We start from the raw sequence: 14,393 nt of genomic DNA, 5'->3' as shown, positions 1-14,393 counted from the left end.
GGGCCCGGACGATCCGAGCGGGGCCGATCTCGACGATCCGAGCGGGGCCGATCTCGGCGATCCCAGTGGGGCCGATCTCGGTGTCCGACCAGGTGTCAGCCGACGCGAGGCCGGCCGGACCGCCCTCGGCGAGGTCGCCGCGGTGAGCACCGGAGTGATGATCGGAGTCGTCGTCTTCGCACTCGGTGTGCTGGGCCCGGCCCGCATGGAGGCCGCGCGGAAGGGCGATGCGGGCACCGACGCGGTGGCGCTCGGCGAGGCCGGCCGCGCGCCCCGCGGCGATACGCGCGAACGCGCAGGCCGCGGGGTTCGACTCGTTGCCCGCCGCGATGAGGTCGCGGAATTCCCTGTGCTCGGTCCGCTGCTCGGCTGGAACGCGGCCGGCGGTCAGTCGGCACCACCGCGCGGTGCCCGCGGCCCGCGTCCCCATCCCGGTGAGGAGGGGATTGCCCGCCGAAGCGACGGTCCCGGCATGGAGGGCGGCGCCGACGGCGGCCGGCCGGGTGGCCGGCGACTGCGGCACGTCGCGCGGGTGGACCGGATGCCGCACGTCGGCAGCGGTGAACACCGAGACCAGGCGCCCACGCTCCGCACGATCAGGCCCACGGCCGCGAGCATCCGCAAGGCCTCGCGCAGCAGGGTCCGCCAAACCCCAGTGAGCAAGCCACAGTCAGCAAGCCACAGTAAGCAAGGAAGCGCCTCATGAATCCTGCCTTGGAGCTGGCCGGCGTCGGAAAGACCTACGGCACCGTGCGCGCTCTGGACGGCATCGACCTGACGGTCCGCGCGGGAGAGGTGCACTGCGTGCTGGGCGAGAACGGTGCCGGGAAGTCGACGCTCTGCAACCTCGTCTACGGTGCGGCCGCGCTGGAGGAGGGCACGATGAGCCTCTACGGCCGGCCCTACCGCCCGCGCCGCCCCGCCGACGCCCTCAAGCACGGCATCGCCATGGTCCACCAGCACTTCAGCCTGGTCCCGAACCTGACGGTCACCGAGAACCTCCTGCTCCGCGAGGGCCTGCGACTGCGCCTGCCGACCAGGGAGCTGAAGGCTCGCGTCGCAGAGATCGAGTCCTCCTACGGCCTGTCGGTCGACCTGACCGCCCGCCCCGCCGACCTCCCCGTAGGCGAACGCCAGTCGGTAGAAATCGTCAAGGCCCTTCTCGGCTCTCCACGCCTGATCCTCCTCGATGAGCCCACCGCCGTTCTGGGTCCCACCGAGGTCCGGTCCCTCATGGCCACCTGCCGCAGAATCGCCGCCGCCGGCCATGCCGTCCTCCTCATCACCCACAAACTCGGCGAAATAGAATCCGTCGGCGACACCGCCACAGTCCTGCGCGGCGGCCGGGTGACCGGCACCGGCCCTCTCAGCGCCCTGGGCCGCGACCACCTCGTCTCCCTCATGCTCGGCCGCCCCCTGGCCGACCTGAATCCCCTCCTCACCGCCGGCCTCGACCTCACCACCCCGTCCCACCCTCCAGCCCCGCCGCACGCTGCCGTCACCGCGTCGTCCGACTCCACAGCCACGCGTCAGGCTGAGGCTGTCGCGTCGGCTTCGGACTCCGGATCGCGCAGTGCTGAACCCGTCGCACCGGCTGGGGGCTCGGGAGCGAGTGGCGCTGCCCCCGTCGCACCGGCTGGGGGCGCGGGGGCGGGTGGCGCTGAGGCCGAGGCGCCGGCCGAGGTTGCGATCGAGGGGGTGCGGGTCGCCCGGCAGGACGGGAGTGCGGCGGTCGACGGGGTCGATCTGCGGATCGGGGCCGGCGAGATCGTCGGGATCGCGGGGGTGGAGGGCAACGGGCAGAGCGAGCTCGTGGCCTTTCTGAGCGGGGCGCTGGATGCCGTAGGGCGCTTCCGCGTGGGCGGGGTGGAGCTGAGCGGGGTCGGCCCGGGCCGGCGGACCGCGGCCGGGGTCGGGGTGATTCCCGAGGATCGGCATCACGAGGGGTGCGTGCCCGGGATGAGCGTCGCGGAGAACCTGTTCCTCGGGGAGCTGGCGCGGTTCCGGCGGCGGGGGCTGCTCGACCGTAAAGCCCTGCACGCCGAGGCGGCTCGGGTGATCGAGCGCCAGGGCATCAAGGCCGCGGGGCCCGGGGCGGCGATGGCGACGCTGTCGGGCGGCAACCAGCAGAAGGTGGTCCTCGCCCGGGAACTGGGGATTCGCCCGCTGCGCTTTCTGGTGGCGGCGCAGCCGACGCGCGGCCTCGATCTCGGCGCGGTGGACGCGGTACTGGACCGGATCCGCCGCGTCGCCGAGGGCGGAGCGGCCGTGCTGGTCGTCTCCAGCGAGTTGTCCGAGCTGCTGGCCCTCTGCGACCGGGTGATGGTCGCCTACCGGGGCCGCCTCCTCGGCCCCGTCCCCTGCGCGGCGCGGAACGCGCGCGCCGAGATCGGCAATCTCATGGTGGGAGCGACCCCATGACGAAGACGACGAAGAGCCTGAGCGACTCCGAAGACCGCGCCGAACAGCAGCCGCTTCCCGGTGACCCCTCCCTGGCCGGTCGCGGCGCCCGAGGCGCCGCCGGGCACGCGCTGCGCGCCGCGAGGATCCTGCGGATCGAGCGCGTGGCCCGCATTCCCCGGGCCGGGAGGGTGGCGCGGGACCTGTTGGTTTACACGGGTGCGGTAGGGGCGGCGCTCGCCGTCGGGGTGATGCTGGTCGTCGGGAGCGGGGCCTCCGTCGGGCAGGCCGCCGGTGCGCTGGCCGAGGGCATGGCCGGGACTCCCTACGCGCTGGGCAGCGCGCTGAACGCCGCTGCCGTACTTGCTCTGATCGCGACCGGGTTCACCGTCGCCTACCGGGCGGGGCTGGTCAACGTCGGGGGTGAGGGGCAGCTGGCGGTTGGCGGAATTGGCGCGACCGCGGTCGGGGTGAGCCTGCCCGACGCGACGCCCGCCGGCTTGGCGGTGCCTCTCGTGCTGGGGGCCGGGTTCTGCGCCGGAGCGGCGTGGGCCGCGATCGCGGCCTGGCTGAAGGCGCGGCGCGGGGTCAACGAGGTCATCACCACGCTGCTGCTGAACTTCGTCGGTCTTGGCCTGGTCTCGTTGGCCGTCCACGAGGAGGGGCTGCTGCGGCAGCCCGTGACCTCGGCCGACACGCTGCCGCAGTCCGAGCCGCTCGCAGTGGGGGCCCGGCTGCCGCTGCTCGGCCTGACGGAGTCGCCGGCGACCATCGCGGTGCTGGTGGCGGTCGCGGCAGCCGTCGTCACCTGGATCGTCCTGCACCGGACGGCGACCGGCACCCGGCTGTCCGCGGTGGGCCAGTCGCCCCCCGCAGCCCGGCGGCTCGGGCTCTCGGTGGCCCGCCTCCAGATCGGCGCGCTGGCCACCGCGGGCGGACTCGCCGGGACGGCCGGAGCCGCCCTCGTCGCGACCGTCCCCTATGTGCTCGCCGAGAACTTCACCTCCGGCTACGGCTTTGCCGGGCTCGTCGTCGGCCTGCTGGCCCGCGGCTCCCTGACGGCCGTCGCCGGGATCTCCCTGCTCTTCGGCATGCTCGCCGCCGGCGGGATCAACCTCCAGCTCGCGGCCGGGGTACCGGCCTCCTCGGTCCAGGTCGTGCAGAGCGTCCTCATCATCCTCATCGCCGGAGCGGCGACCCTCAGAAAGGAGACTGCCCGGTGAGCGCCGTGGGAGAACTGCTCGACGGAGGCGTACGCCTGGCCGTCCCGCTGCTTGCGGCCTCCTCGGGGGAACTGGTCAGCCAGCGTGCCGGGGTCCTCAACCTCAGCGTCGAGGGCATGATGCTGACCGGCGCGTTCGCCGGGGCGGTCGGTGCGCGCCAGAGCGGCAGCGCCCTGGTCGGCGTCGGGTGCGCGCTCGCCGCAGGGCTGCTGGTCGCGCTCCTTCAGGCCGTCCTGAGCGTGACGCTCGGAGCCGACCAGATCGTCACCGGGATCGCCGCCAACGCGCTCGCGCTGGGCGCCACCACCTACGGCGCCCGGCTGATCTTCACCGAGGGCCGGTCGGTGCCGGGCTTCGACCGGGTGCGGATCCCCCTGCTCCACGAGATCCCGTTCCTGGGCCCCGCCCTGTTCGAGCAGACCGTCCTCGGCTACGCCTCCTTCGCCCTCGTGGCCGTACTGGCCGTCCTGTTCGGCCGGCGGACGGGCCTCGGCCTGGCGGTGAGCGCGATCGGCGAGGACGCCGTCACCGCCGACCGCTCCGGGCTGCCCGTCACCGCGGTCCGCTACGGCGCGGTCCTGCTGACCGGCCTGACCTCGGCGCTGGCCGGGGCGCAATTGGCCCTCGCCGACGTGCACGCCTTCACCGACAACCTCACCTCCGGCGCGGGCTACCTCGCCGTGGTCGCGGTCATCGCCGGACGCTGGCGGGCCTGGCCGGCTCTGTTCGCCTGCCTGTTCTTCGGCGTCGCCCAGGCCCTTCAATTCGCTGCCCCGGCGTTCGGCATCCACCTGCCGACGGCCGTCCTCGTCATGTCCCCCTACCTGCTGGCGCTGCTCGCGGTCAGCGGCCTGACCGGCGCCAGCCGGGCGCCGTCCGCGCTCACCCTGCCCTTCGTGAGAGAGGCCCGTGCGTGAGGGCGCTGCCATGTCCACGAGATCGAGAGCGCCGGCCGGGCGGCGTGCTGAAGGTGTGAGGGGGCACCCCTTGTCCGGCACAGCCCGGTCTGTCAGCGGCGGTCTGTCAGCGGCGGTCTGGATGCCCTCGACGATGCGGGCGTACGAGGCGCGCTGGGCGTGGGCGCTGGGCGCTGGGCGAAGCTCAGATGGCGGCTGGGACGCCGGCCGGAGTATTCCCTGGGGCCAGGTCGGCAGCCGGGCCACCGGCCTTGCGCCGGCTGGGGATCAGGAACACCAGTACCGCCGCCACGCTGAGCGCACCGGCAGCGAACCAGAGCGCCGGGGACAGCTGCGAGGTTCACATGAATGGCCTCTGACCTGCGCGGATGTTCCGTTTGACCAGAGACCGTGCACAACGCGTGCACACCGGTCAGGACAGGGGTTTCGTGCACGGGCACGCCGAGCAGGGCCGGTGCCGTGCCCCGCGGGAAAGCGCACGCCGGCCCAGGCACTCGGCTCACCTCGGCGACGTACGCGCGCGTGTCGGGCCCCGCGACCAGCAGCCGCCCGTCGTTCCACCACAGGTCCATACACCCGTCGGGCAGGACACGACCGGGCCGGAGGCGGCCGGCGCATTCGTCCACACGACCGCGCCACTGAACGCGGAGAGGCCTTCCCATATGGCGGCGTGCCTGCGGCGGCGGGGCGTCGCCGCCATCGTCGCCCATCGCGAGCGCTCCCTCGACACTCCGCCTAGCCTGCCGGACCCGAACAGTACGGTCAGGCGGATCGAGGACGAAGATCAGGCCGTGAGTGTGAGTTGGTCGCGGTAGCGGGCCTGGTGGTTGCGGGCGTACTCCTGCTTCTCGTGCCAGGTCCAGGCTCAACGCCGACGACCGTAGAAGCCGGCCCGGCCGGCCACACCACACGCCCGAACCAGGCCACCACTGGATGCCCGTTCACGGTCGACGTGTGCCGCGCGTCATTGCGGCCCGGCCGCATGGGGTGAAGCGGCGTCGGCCGACCCGTCCCCGCCCGGGCGGGGGCGGTGGGAAGGGGCGGCCAGTCGTTCGCGCGGTCTGGGGCTGCGGTGGAGGACTCCGAAACGGTCCCACTGGGCTTCGGCGGCCTCGATCGCGTGCCTGGTCCGGTCGGGGTCGAGGGCGGCCAGTTCGGCGACGACAGCCTGCACCGCGGCCATTCCTGCGGTGAGGGACGGGAAGAACGCGACGCCCTCGGCTGGGATGAGCAGCACCTCGTCGGCGGCGTCGGCCAGGGCCGGGCTGGCCGCGTCGGTCAGCGCGAACACCCTCGTGCCGCGGGCGTGCGCCTCCTGGGCCGCCAGGACGGTGCTCTGATAAAGCCGCCAGAAGCTGATGGCGATGAGGACGTCCCGGTCGGTCAGTGCGGAGACAGCGTTGGCCAGATGGGCGGGGCCGCTGGTGGCGGCGGTGACGTCGTAGCCGGCGAGCCGGGCGTTGTGCGCGAAGGCGAGGCCGGTGGCGGCGTAGCTGCCGTCGGCCACCACCACTGTGTGCCGGGCGCCGGCGATCGCCTCGGCGATCCTGCGCACCGCGGCGGGGTCGAGGCGGCGGGTGAGCAGCGCGACGCTGTCCAGATCGCGGCGCAGCGATGCGGTGGCGGGGGCGCCGGTCGGCCGGTGCTCGGCGGCGACTTCCGGTGCGCTGAGCGCGGACAGGTAGCGGGCGCGCAGCTCCTGTTGCAGAGCTGGCCACCCCGTGAAGCCGAGCGCCTGGGCGGTGCGGGTGACGGTGGCGATGTTGACCCCGGCCAGCGTCGCCAGTTCGGCGCTGGTGGCGAACGAGGCGCGACGGGGCTGGGTGAGCAGGACCTCCAGGACCGCCGCCCCCTTGGATCGCAGTCCGCGCTCGGGCAGCCGAGCGCGCAGCCAGTCCTCAAAGCCGTCCCCTGTGTCCTTCGCGGACTCGGTCCGTGTCACGTGGCCTCCCTTGTGTTTCGGGAACACGCTATCGGTTACATCTATGCAAACAATATTGCAGATCTAATTTTCTGCAGTATATGTTGCGGATCACTCGAATCCCCCGGAGGCGCGGCATGACACTCCTGGCACGGCTTGATCGACTCCCGTTGAGCAGACCTCACTACGCCCTGCTGCTGATAGGCGGCCTCGGCTACACCTTCGACGGCATGGACGGGGCCATCGTGGCCTTCGTGATGCCAAGTGCCCAGGAGGTCTGGAACCTCGACAACGGCGCTTTGGGGCTCATCGGTTCCGCCGCACCGTTCGGCTTCCTGTTCGGGGCCGCGACGGCAGGGCTGCTCGGCGACCGCATCGGACGGCGCAAGGTCATGATGTGGGCGCTCGCTTTCTACGCCGCCTTCTCCCTGGTGGCCGCATTCGCGCCAAATTACGACATCTTCCTGGTTGCCCGTGTCCTGGCCGGGGCCGGAGCGGGCGCGGAGAGCGCCATCATCGCCCCCTTCCTTTCGGAGTTCGTGCCCGCTGCCCGGCGCGGCTGGTTCGTGGGCGCGCTGGCCGGATTCTTCTCGTTCGGATTCGTCGCCGCAGCACTCATCGGGCGCTTCGTGGTACCGAACCTGTCGGACGGCTGGCGGATCGCCCAGGTGATCACCGCCCTGCCGGTCCTGCTGCTCCTGTGGTGGCGGCGCTCACTCCCCGAGTCGCCGCGCTACCTGCTGGCCCGCGGCGACGCCGACGGAGCCGAGCGCGTCGTCGTCGACCTGGAGCGCCGCGTCGAGCTGGCCACCGGCATGCCGCTGCCGCCCGTGCCGCAAACGGCCCCCGCGGCGGCCGCCCCGGTGCGGACGCCCGGCCTGTTGTCCGCCCTGAAGTACCTGTGGAGCGGGGACATGGCCCGCCGCACGGCCATCACGTGGCTGATCTGGTTCGTGATCACGTTCTCGTACTACGGCTTCTTCTCCTGGATCCCCACCCTGCTGGTGCAGCGTGGCATCGCGGTGACCAAGAGCTTCGAGTTCTCGATCATCATTTACGTGGCCCAGATACCTGGTTACTTCTCCGCCGCATGGCTGTCCGAGCGCCTGGACCGTAAGAACGTCATCGCCCTCTACCTCTCCGGCTCAGCACTGAGCGCCTTGTGGCTCAGCCAGATGACCACTCCTGTGTCCATCACGGTGGCGGGGGTGGCACTCTCGTTCTTCCTCAACGGCACCTACGCAGGCGTGTACTCGTACACTCCCGAGGTCTTCCCCACGTGGATCAGGGCCAGTGGCACCGGTCTGTCCAGCGCCTTCGGCCGCGTCGGCAGCATCATCGCCCCGATCGTCATCGGCGCCTCCGCCGCGAGCTTCGGCTTCAGCGGCGTCTTCGGCCTGACCACCGCGGTACTCGCAGTGGGAGTCGTGTGCACGGTGCTCTTCGGGGTCCGCACCGCCGGGCGCTCCCTTGAGCACCTCAACGAGTCCTCGGCCACCGTGGACAAGGCACCTGCCGAGAAGGAGACGACCGTTCTGTGAGCAGCGAAAGCCGGGAGCCGTCCGCACTGAAGGAGTGGGAAACCATGGACGCCTTGGAGCACGAGATTCGCTCTGCGGTAGGCGTGCGGCTGTTCACCGTTCTCGCATGGCTGCCCGAGCGGCGCGTGCTGCGCCGCGTGCACAGCAGCGACCCCGGCCAGTACCCGGTCGGCGGCGAGAAGACGGTCGAGGTCGACGCCGGGTGGCTTGAGCAGTGCATCGAGCGCCAGTTGCCCTACCTCGGAGCCAACCGGGACGAGGTGCGCGAGGTCTTCGCCGACCACCGCACCATCGACGCACTCGGCTGCGGAGCAGTCGTCAACGCGCCGGTGGTCGACGACGGCCGCACCCTGGGCATACTCAACGTGCTGGATGCCGAAGGGCGCTACGACCACACCTCGGTGCAGCGCGTGTGCGCACTCGCCGGCCGCGCCGTCCCCGCCCTGCGTGCCTGCACCGACCGACCCAACATCTGAGGAGACGAACCAAGTTGTCGCTTCTGCTGCGCAACGCCATGCTGCTCGACGTGGCCACCGGCGTCTACCAGGAGGCCGACCTCCGGTGTGCCGACGGCCGGATCGCCGAGATCGGCACCGGCTTGGCCGCGCCCGACAGCGTACGGGTCCTGGACCTGGCCGGCGCGCCCGTCCTCCCCGGTCTGATCGACGCCCATGTGCACGTCACAGCGGCCACGGCAGACCTGGGCTCCCTCGCGTCGTCGTCGCCCAGCTACATCGCCGCCCACAGCGCGCGGATCATGAGCGGCATGCTCGACCGCGGTTTCACCACGGTGCGTGACGCCTCCGGCGCGGACTACGGTCTGTGCGACGCCCAGGAAGAAGGGCTGCTGCGCGGCCCCCGGCTGCACTTCTGCGGACGGGCACTCAGCCAGACCGGCGGCCACGGCGACAGCCGCGGTCGCGGCACGCGCGTCCATGACGACCACCCCTGCTGCGCAGGTCTCGGCCGGGTCGCCGACGGGGTCGACGCCGTTCGGGCCGCGGCCCGCGACGAGCTGCGCAAGGGCGCCCACCACCTCAAGGTGATGGCCTCCGGCGGCGTCGCCTCGCCCACCGACCGCATCGACTCCACCCAGTACTCGATGGACGAGCTGCGCGCCATCGTGGACGAGGCGGAGGCCGCCAACCGCTACGTCGCCGCACACGCCTACACCGCCCGCGCGATCAACCGGGCCCTGGAGGCAGGTATACGATCCATCGAGCACGGCAACCTCCTCGACGACGAGAGCGTGCGACTGTTCACCGAGCACGAGGCCTTCCTCGTGCCGACCCTGGTCACCTACTGGGCGCTCAAACACGAGGGGCCCGAGCACGGCCTCTCCGCCTCCAGCCACCAGAAGGTGGACCAGGTGCTGGGAGCGGGTCTGGCCGCGCTGGAGCGGGCGGCCCGTGGCGGTGTACGGGTCGTTTACGGCAGCGACCTGCTGGGCGGTATGCACCGCTACCAGAACGAGGAGTTCCGTATCCGCGCCGAGGTACAGAAGCCGATCGAGGTCATCCGCTCGGCAACCGTCACAGCGGCTCAACTTCTTCACCGCGAAGGCGAGATCGGTGTCCTGGCCGCAGGAGCGCAGGCGGACCTGGTGATTCTGCGCGGGGACCCGCTCACCGACATCGACTTCCTCGCCGACCCGGCGAACATCGCCTGCGTCATCCAAGGCGGCGACCTGGTGACCGACAAGGGTCTGTGAGCGCCCGCGCATTGTCACGCTGGGCGCATCCAAGCGACGGGCAACCGGGAGGTTGGCTTCGTTCGTTTGTTGCGGGTTCTGGCACAGATCAGGGAGCGGTCGCGGAGGGTAGGCGCGGTGTTCGATTGCTGGTCATGCAGTCAGACGCATCGTTCTGGGACTCTCTCGTGTTCGACGGGATCGACGACGTGGACGTCGACGCGGTGACCGCTGCCTTCGGCACGGTCGATGCCTCACCTCCTGAAGAAACCAGACGCTGACCGCGACCGTCCGGGGGCCCGGGGACGTCGCGGGGATCGGCGGTCGCGAAGCGGGAGCAACGGGTTCGTCACATCAAGTCGGCATCGGGTTCCCAGTCCGGATCCTGCGCCGGATCCAGCTCCCGCCATGATCAATGAGACTCACGCTCGGCACCAGTGACACCCCCTCCAAGATGCCCCGCCGAGCCTCTCCCCGAATCCCACGCCAACCTGTCACCCCGCAGGTCAACGGCCCCATCTCTGCAAGATCTAATGAGATCGGACAGGTCAGACCCGGTGACGTCTCACCTGTCTCAGGCGGTAGAACGGACAGCCCGGCAAGCACGGCGAAAGCGTGATCCTCCAGGCCACAGGCTCGGTAGCCTGCGGGGCATGAACCTCGATGATCTTCCCTTGATGGAGTTCGAATTCCCCGGTCCACTGCGCGACCAGCTGGTCGCCGCAGTCCTGTCCGGTGCCAAGACTTCTACCTCCGGGCTGGTGCTGGGGTACGAGCGGGAGAACGAGCCGTTGCCCAAGGTCGGCCAGCTGTCGGCCGTGGTCGACTCCGAAGAGCGCCGGGTCGCGGTGATCGAACTGACTGAGGTCCGGATAGTCCGACTCGCCGACGTCGACCTGCAGCACGCCCTCGACGAAGGGGAGAGCTACGAGTCGGTGGCCGAGTGGCGGGCTGTGCACGAAAGGCTCTGGCACAGCACGGAGGTGCGCGAGGAGCTGAGCGACCCGGATTTCACCGTCGACGACGACACGCGGTGCTGGCCCAGCGCTTCCGGCTGGTGCACACGGTCTGACGGGCTCACTTCGATGCAGCAGAGCCGGACCAGATCAGCCGAGACGGGACACTGGTGACCGGGCTGTGCTCAAAGACAGTTGGCCATTTCGCTTAGGCTCACCCGGCGTGATCGATCTGCACACGGGGGAGTTGGGATGGACGCAGCGATAGCCGGTCTCGTCGGAGCGCTCGGCGGCGCGTTAGTCGGCGCGGGCGGCGCCTGGGGCGCGGCACGCATCGCCCTCAAAGGCGCCATGTACCAGGCGGACAAGCAGGCATCCAGTGCGTACGAACAATGGCTCCGGCAGGTTCGGCGTGAGGTCTACACCACCTTCCTCAATGATGCTCGCGTCCTCGCCGACGACATGGGGGACCTCACATTGCGCGCCGCCACCATCGACTCTTCTGTCACCGACGACGAACGCCGGGACTCCCGAGAACGGTTCAGCAGTGCAATTCTGCTGCTCGAAAAGAAGGCTCTGGACATGGCTTTGGAGTCGCCGCCCGACATGGCCGCCCTCGCCCAAGGCGCGGTCTGGCACCTCAAGGAGCTCAACCGGGCGCTCGCCCGAACTGCCCACGGGAATGGATTCCCGCAGGCGACGAAGGTGTACCAGCGACTCGACGACCTGACGGAGAAGGCTGCCGCCCATCTCCAGCAGTCTCCCTCGGGCCTGGTAGTTCGGCCCGGCCGTCTGCCTCCGTGCCGCCTCTGTCGCGGACGACGCCGGGCGCTGCCCCCTGCGGCCTGACGAAGCGTGAGGCCACGCCAACGGTCCCTACCTGACCTGGAATTTGTGTCGGCCGACGCCGCCGGCATTGGGCATGGGGTGGACCGCGGTCGCGTGCTTGCGACCGCCCGAACCAACGGCATTCCGAGCCTGCCGGACGGTTGGATCGGCGACGACCTCACCGCCGCCGGCCCGATCGAGCAGGCCGAACGAACCCACGTACGGTGCGGCCGCTGCCCCCGAGAACGAGCAGGTCAGTCGTAGGGACTACTTGGTGAGAAAGATCAGGCGGCAAGCGGGGTGCCGATGGCGGTGGCCAGGCGGCGGGCCTGATCGTGGGCGTTGGCCATGGACGCCTCGTGCTTGGGCAGGAGCGAGGCGAGGGCGGGGGTGTGCGGGGCCGCGGTCAGCTCCGGTGTCACCGTGGCGACGTCCAGGCCGAGCAGCTCGTCCCGACCGAGTATGGCCTCCAGAGGGGGCACGACGTAGTCGAAACCCTCCCTGGGCGCGCCGGGGCCGTACGCCCCACCACGGGCGGAGATCAGCACGGCCGGACGACCGGCGGCGGGCGAGGGGCCGCCGTGGATCACGGTCCGGTCGAAGACGATGAGCTGATCCAGCCACGCCTTGAACACCGAGGGCATCGTGAGGTTGTACATCGGCACGGTGAAAAGGTAGGCCTCGGCGTCGAGGAACTCCTTGATGAGTTCGTCCTGAAGAGCGGCGGCCGATGCCTGCTCCGCGGTGTGCTGGGCCGGGTCGGTGACGCGGGCGGTGATGCCCGCGGCGCTCAGATGCGGCACGGGAGCGGCAGCCAGATCGCGGTGAACGACCTCGCCCTGCCAGGCGTCACGGAAGGACCGGGCGACCTGACGGGAGACGGACGCCTCGTCGAGCGAGGAGGAGTCGATGTGCAGCAGGTACGACATGGTGGAGCCTTTCGAAAGTTGATGTGCGTGATGGTGCGGTGGTTCACGGGCGGCTGGGGACGGCGCAGCCGTCGGGGCCGCAGGCCGGCGCGTCGCCGGCGGGTGCCACGGTGACCGGGTGGGTCTCGTTCCACGCGGTCCGTAGCAGCCCGAGCAGGGCGTCGCTGAAGATCATGTTCCAGGCCTCGCCGTTCTTGCCTTCGGCGGAGGCGTGAGCCAGGAACTCGTGGGCCAGGTCGGTGTTCCCGACTCGGTTGTCCAGGACCCGGTAGGGGGCCAGGCCCTCGGCGGCGGCCATGCCTTCGATATCCGGTACGCCGGCCTGCCCGGGGATGACGCCGTACTTGGCCGGCACAAATTCGCGGACGCTGAGCGTGCGGTCCTCGGGGAGGCCACTGCCCAGAGGGAACGAGCGGTGGATCACTTCTACGTGGCCGCTGTGCTCGAATCGCTCCACGGCCCGATCCAACCGATGGCCGCCCAGGCCGCACCAGGGGCAGGCGATCTCAGACCAGATCTCGACGTTCATGGCCTGACCTCCAATTCCTACTGTTTGTTCGTAACGCCATGATGAGCCAGTATGGAAGGCGATACAAAAGGCACATCGGTGTGCGCGACGGAGAGGAACGGGCGCTATGCAGGACAGCGCGGGTATCGGGATGGCGGCTGCGGTCGGGCCGTGCGCGAGTGTCCCCGCCGAGCACATGGACTTCATCCGCCAGATGCTCGACCGGGTGGGCGACAAGTGGAGCATGTTGATCATCGCCGTCTTGGAGGACGGCCCGATGCGCTACACCGACTTGCAGCGCCAGGTCCCGGGCATCTCCCAGCGCATGCTGACCCACACCCTTCGCCAGCTCACAGAGGACGGGTTGATCAGCCGTACCGCCTACGCCGAGGTGCCACCGCGCGTGGAGTACGCACTCGCCCCGCTCGGCGGCGGCCTGAAAGAGATCGTCAAGCAGCTGATCGGTTGGGCGGCCGACCACCACGACGAGATCCGCGCCAACCGTTCCCGTGCCGGCACCGCCGCCTCCTCCGCGTCCCGGTCCTGAGCTGCGGCAGCCACCGATACTCGGGGGTGCTGGCCGAAAGCGCGACGGAGCCGTCTCACCCGCTGCTACACCGAGTCGCCGTGGTCCTCGTCAAGGTGGACGGTTGCCGGGTCGCGCGGGGGCCGCAGACCCTCGCGCGGCCGGCGGGCGACGAAGCTGTAGCGGCCCAGGCAGTTGAGGTTGGCGTGCTTGAGCGGGGAGAGGCGGGCCACGTCCTCGTCCAGGACGTCGTGCTCCCGCTCCTCGGGCGGCAGGGCCCGCAGGTGGTCGACCGCGGCGTCCAGGTAGCGGGTCGCCCAGAGCACGGCGGCATTCAAGACCAGGCGGAGCGCGCCGAGCTGGTCTTCTTGTCCCGTCCGGTATGCCCCCCCCGGCGGTCCGCTCCACCGACTCCACCACCACACCGGCCACATGCGGCAGCAACCGCCCCAAATCACCTGAACCGCACACCCAGTTGATGCCCAGCACACAGGGGGCCCAGCGCGTCGGAAGCAGGGGTCGCGCTCAGGACCTCCGACTCGGTATCCGGCCGACGGTACCGACCGACTCGCCGGGTCGGCCGCCCCGTTCACCTCCGCGGTGAGTCGCCGCACCTGCGGGACCGGCCGCAGATCGGCCAACTCCACACGCCGGTCCCGTAGTTCGTGCGCGGGCACGCCGAGCAGGGCCGGTGCGATGCCCGGAGGAAAGCGCACGCCGGCCCAGGCACTCGGCTCACCCTCGGCGACGTACGCGCGCGTGTCGGGCCCCGCGACCAGCAGCCGCCCGTCATTCCACAACAGGTCCATACACCCGTCGGGCAGGACACGACCGGAGCCGGATACGGCCGGCGTATTCGTCCACACGACCGCGCCCGCCATACGCAGCCCGATCCGCTCGCCCCATGCGCCGCACGGCGCGCTGCGCGGGAAGGCCTCTCCGCGTACATGGGGG

General features: G+C 70.7%; 13 protein-coding genes and 4 pseudogenes. 11 read left to right on the top strand and 6 right to left on the bottom strand.

Annotated features, from left to right (window positions below):
- Nucleotides 1-142: 142 nt before the first annotated feature.
- The 4 genes from AB0I77_RS05120 to AB0I77_RS05105 are packed head-to-tail and all read left to right on the top strand — an operon-like array spanning nt 143 to nt 4,540.
- Nucleotides 143-706 (top strand): hypothetical protein, encoded by a 564-nt coding sequence (locus tag AB0I77_RS05120; protein WP_363280954.1) that lies wholly within the window; start codon nt 143-145, stop codon nt 704-706.
- Nucleotides 703-2,421, top strand: a complete 1,719-nt coding sequence (locus tag AB0I77_RS05115) for an ATP-binding cassette domain-containing protein (protein ID WP_363280953.1) — start codon at nt 703-705, stop codon at nt 2,419-2,421. The genes AB0I77_RS05120 and AB0I77_RS05115 overlap by 4 nt, the downstream gene beginning before the upstream one ends.
- Nucleotides 2,418-3,623, top strand: coding sequence for an ABC transporter permease (locus AB0I77_RS05110; protein ID WP_363280951.1), 1,206 nt, complete (start codon nt 2,418-2,420; stop codon nt 3,621-3,623). The genes AB0I77_RS05115 and AB0I77_RS05110 overlap by 4 nt, the downstream gene beginning before the upstream one ends.
- Nucleotides 3,620-4,540 carry an ABC transporter permease gene (locus AB0I77_RS05105; RefSeq protein ID WP_363280950.1) on the top strand — a complete coding sequence of 307 codons (921 nt, stop codon included), beginning with the start codon at nt 3,620-3,622 and terminating at the stop codon, nt 4,538-4,540. Before AB0I77_RS05110 ends, AB0I77_RS05105 begins: the two co-directional genes overlap by 4 nt.
- A gap of 428 nt (nt 4,541-4,968) precedes the next feature.
- Here AB0I77_RS05105 and AB0I77_RS05100 read toward each other — a convergent pair.
- Both AB0I77_RS05100 and AB0I77_RS05095 read right to left on the bottom strand, forming a co-directional pair.
- Nucleotides 4,969-5,240 (bottom strand): annotated as a pseudogene (locus AB0I77_RS05100) (hypothetical protein); the annotation flags it as partial.
- Nucleotides 5,241-5,504: 264 nt separating this feature from the next.
- Complete coding sequence (locus tag AB0I77_RS05095) at nt 5,505-6,482, bottom strand: MurR/RpiR family transcriptional regulator (RefSeq protein WP_363280949.1); 978 nt, start codon at nt 6,480-6,482, stop codon at nt 5,505-5,507.
- A gap of 149 nt (nt 6,483-6,631) precedes the next feature.
- Here AB0I77_RS05095 and AB0I77_RS05090 point away from each other — a divergent pair, with 149 nt between their 5' ends.
- The 6 genes and pseudogenes from AB0I77_RS05090 (at nt 6,632) to AB0I77_RS05065 (ending at nt 11,497) form a co-directional block, all read left to right on the top strand.
- Nucleotides 6,632-8,002 (top strand): MFS transporter, encoded by a 1,371-nt coding sequence (locus AB0I77_RS05090; RefSeq protein WP_363280948.1) that lies wholly within the window; start codon nt 6,632-6,634, stop codon nt 8,000-8,002.
- A complete protein-coding gene (locus tag AB0I77_RS05085) occupies nt 7,999-8,478 on the top strand; it encodes a hypothetical protein (protein ID WP_363280947.1) in 480 nt (159 codons plus the stop codon). The genes AB0I77_RS05090 and AB0I77_RS05085 overlap by 4 nt, the downstream gene beginning before the upstream one ends.
- A 14-nt stretch (nt 8,479-8,492) precedes the next feature.
- Nucleotides 8,493-9,713 carry an amidohydrolase family protein gene (locus tag AB0I77_RS05080; RefSeq protein ID WP_363280946.1) on the top strand — a complete coding sequence of 407 codons (1,221 nt, stop codon included), beginning with the start codon at nt 8,493-8,495 and terminating at the stop codon, nt 9,711-9,713.
- A 134-nt stretch (nt 9,714-9,847) separates the two neighbouring features.
- Nucleotides 9,848-9,973: a hypothetical protein gene (locus AB0I77_RS05075; protein ID WP_363280945.1), complete on the top strand. Its 126-nt coding sequence runs from the start codon at nt 9,848-9,850 to the stop codon at nt 9,971-9,973.
- Nucleotides 9,974-10,345: 372 nt separating this feature from the next.
- A pseudogene (locus tag AB0I77_RS05070) lies at nt 10,346-10,764 on the top strand (ASCH domain-containing protein).
- Between the two features lie 136 nt (nt 10,765-10,900).
- On the top strand, nt 10,901-11,497 hold the full coding sequence (locus tag AB0I77_RS05065; protein WP_363280944.1) for a hypothetical protein: 597 nt from the start codon (nt 10,901-10,903) through the stop codon (nt 11,495-11,497).
- Nucleotides 11,498-11,760: 263 nt separating this feature from the next.
- On the opposite strand, the gene AB0I77_RS05060 is transcribed toward AB0I77_RS05065, so the two are convergent.
- Nucleotides 11,761-12,405 (bottom strand): NAD(P)H-dependent oxidoreductase, encoded by a 645-nt coding sequence (locus tag AB0I77_RS05060; RefSeq protein ID WP_363280943.1) that lies wholly within the window; start codon nt 12,403-12,405, stop codon nt 11,761-11,763.
- Between the two features lie 43 nt (nt 12,406-12,448).
- Nucleotides 12,449-12,934 carry a DsbA family protein gene (locus tag AB0I77_RS05055; protein ID WP_363280942.1) on the bottom strand — a complete coding sequence of 162 codons (486 nt, stop codon included), beginning with the start codon at nt 12,932-12,934 and terminating at the stop codon, nt 12,449-12,451.
- Nucleotides 12,935-13,040: 106 nt separating this feature from the next.
- Between AB0I77_RS05055 and AB0I77_RS05050 the strand changes: the two genes are divergently transcribed.
- Nucleotides 13,041-13,460, top strand: a complete 420-nt coding sequence (locus tag AB0I77_RS05050; RefSeq protein WP_363280941.1) for a helix-turn-helix domain-containing protein — start codon at nt 13,041-13,043, stop codon at nt 13,458-13,460.
- 65 nt (nt 13,461-13,525) lie between these two features.
- Here the strand turns inward: AB0I77_RS05050 and AB0I77_RS05045 are convergent.
- Nucleotides 13,526-13,822, bottom strand: a pseudogene (locus AB0I77_RS05045) (Tn3 family transposase); the annotation flags it as partial.
- Between the two features lie 183 nt (nt 13,823-14,005).
- Nucleotides 14,006-14,320 (bottom strand): annotated as a pseudogene (locus AB0I77_RS05040) (DUF6597 domain-containing transcriptional factor); the annotation flags it as partial.
- Nucleotides 14,321-14,393 lie beyond the last annotated feature (73 nt).

The sequence above is a fragment of the Streptomyces sp. NPDC050619 genome (assembly GCF_040654815.1).
Classification (GTDB): domain Bacteria; phylum Actinomycetota; class Actinomycetes; order Streptomycetales; family Streptomycetaceae; genus Streptomyces.
This window is presented reverse-complemented; position numbering and strand designations above follow the sequence as displayed.

Bases quoted from the DNA above. Each gene is read 5' to 3' on its own strand.
- AB0I77_RS05115 (WP_363280953.1), top strand. From the start codon at position 703: ATGAATCCTGCCTTGGAGCTGGCCGGCGTCGGAAAGACCTACGGCACC.
- AB0I77_RS05110 (WP_363280951.1), top strand. From the start codon at position 2,418: ATGACGAAGACGACGAAGAGCCTGAGCGACTCCGAAGACCGCGCCGAA.
- AB0I77_RS05075 (WP_363280945.1), top strand. From the start codon at position 9,848: ATGCAGTCAGACGCATCGTTCTGGGACTCTCTCGTGTTCGACGGGATC.
- AB0I77_RS05065 (WP_363280944.1), top strand. From the start codon at position 10,901: ATGGACGCAGCGATAGCCGGTCTCGTCGGAGCGCTCGGCGGCGCGTTA.
- AB0I77_RS05060 (WP_363280943.1), bottom strand. From the start codon at position 12,405: ATGTCGTACCTGCTGCACATCGACTCCTCCTCGCTCGACGAGGCGTCC.
- AB0I77_RS05055 (WP_363280942.1), bottom strand. From the start codon at position 12,934: ATGAACGTCGAGATCTGGTCTGAGATCGCCTGCCCCTGGTGCGGCCTG.
- AB0I77_RS05050 (WP_363280941.1), top strand. From the start codon at position 13,041: ATGCAGGACAGCGCGGGTATCGGGATGGCGGCTGCGGTCGGGCCGTGC.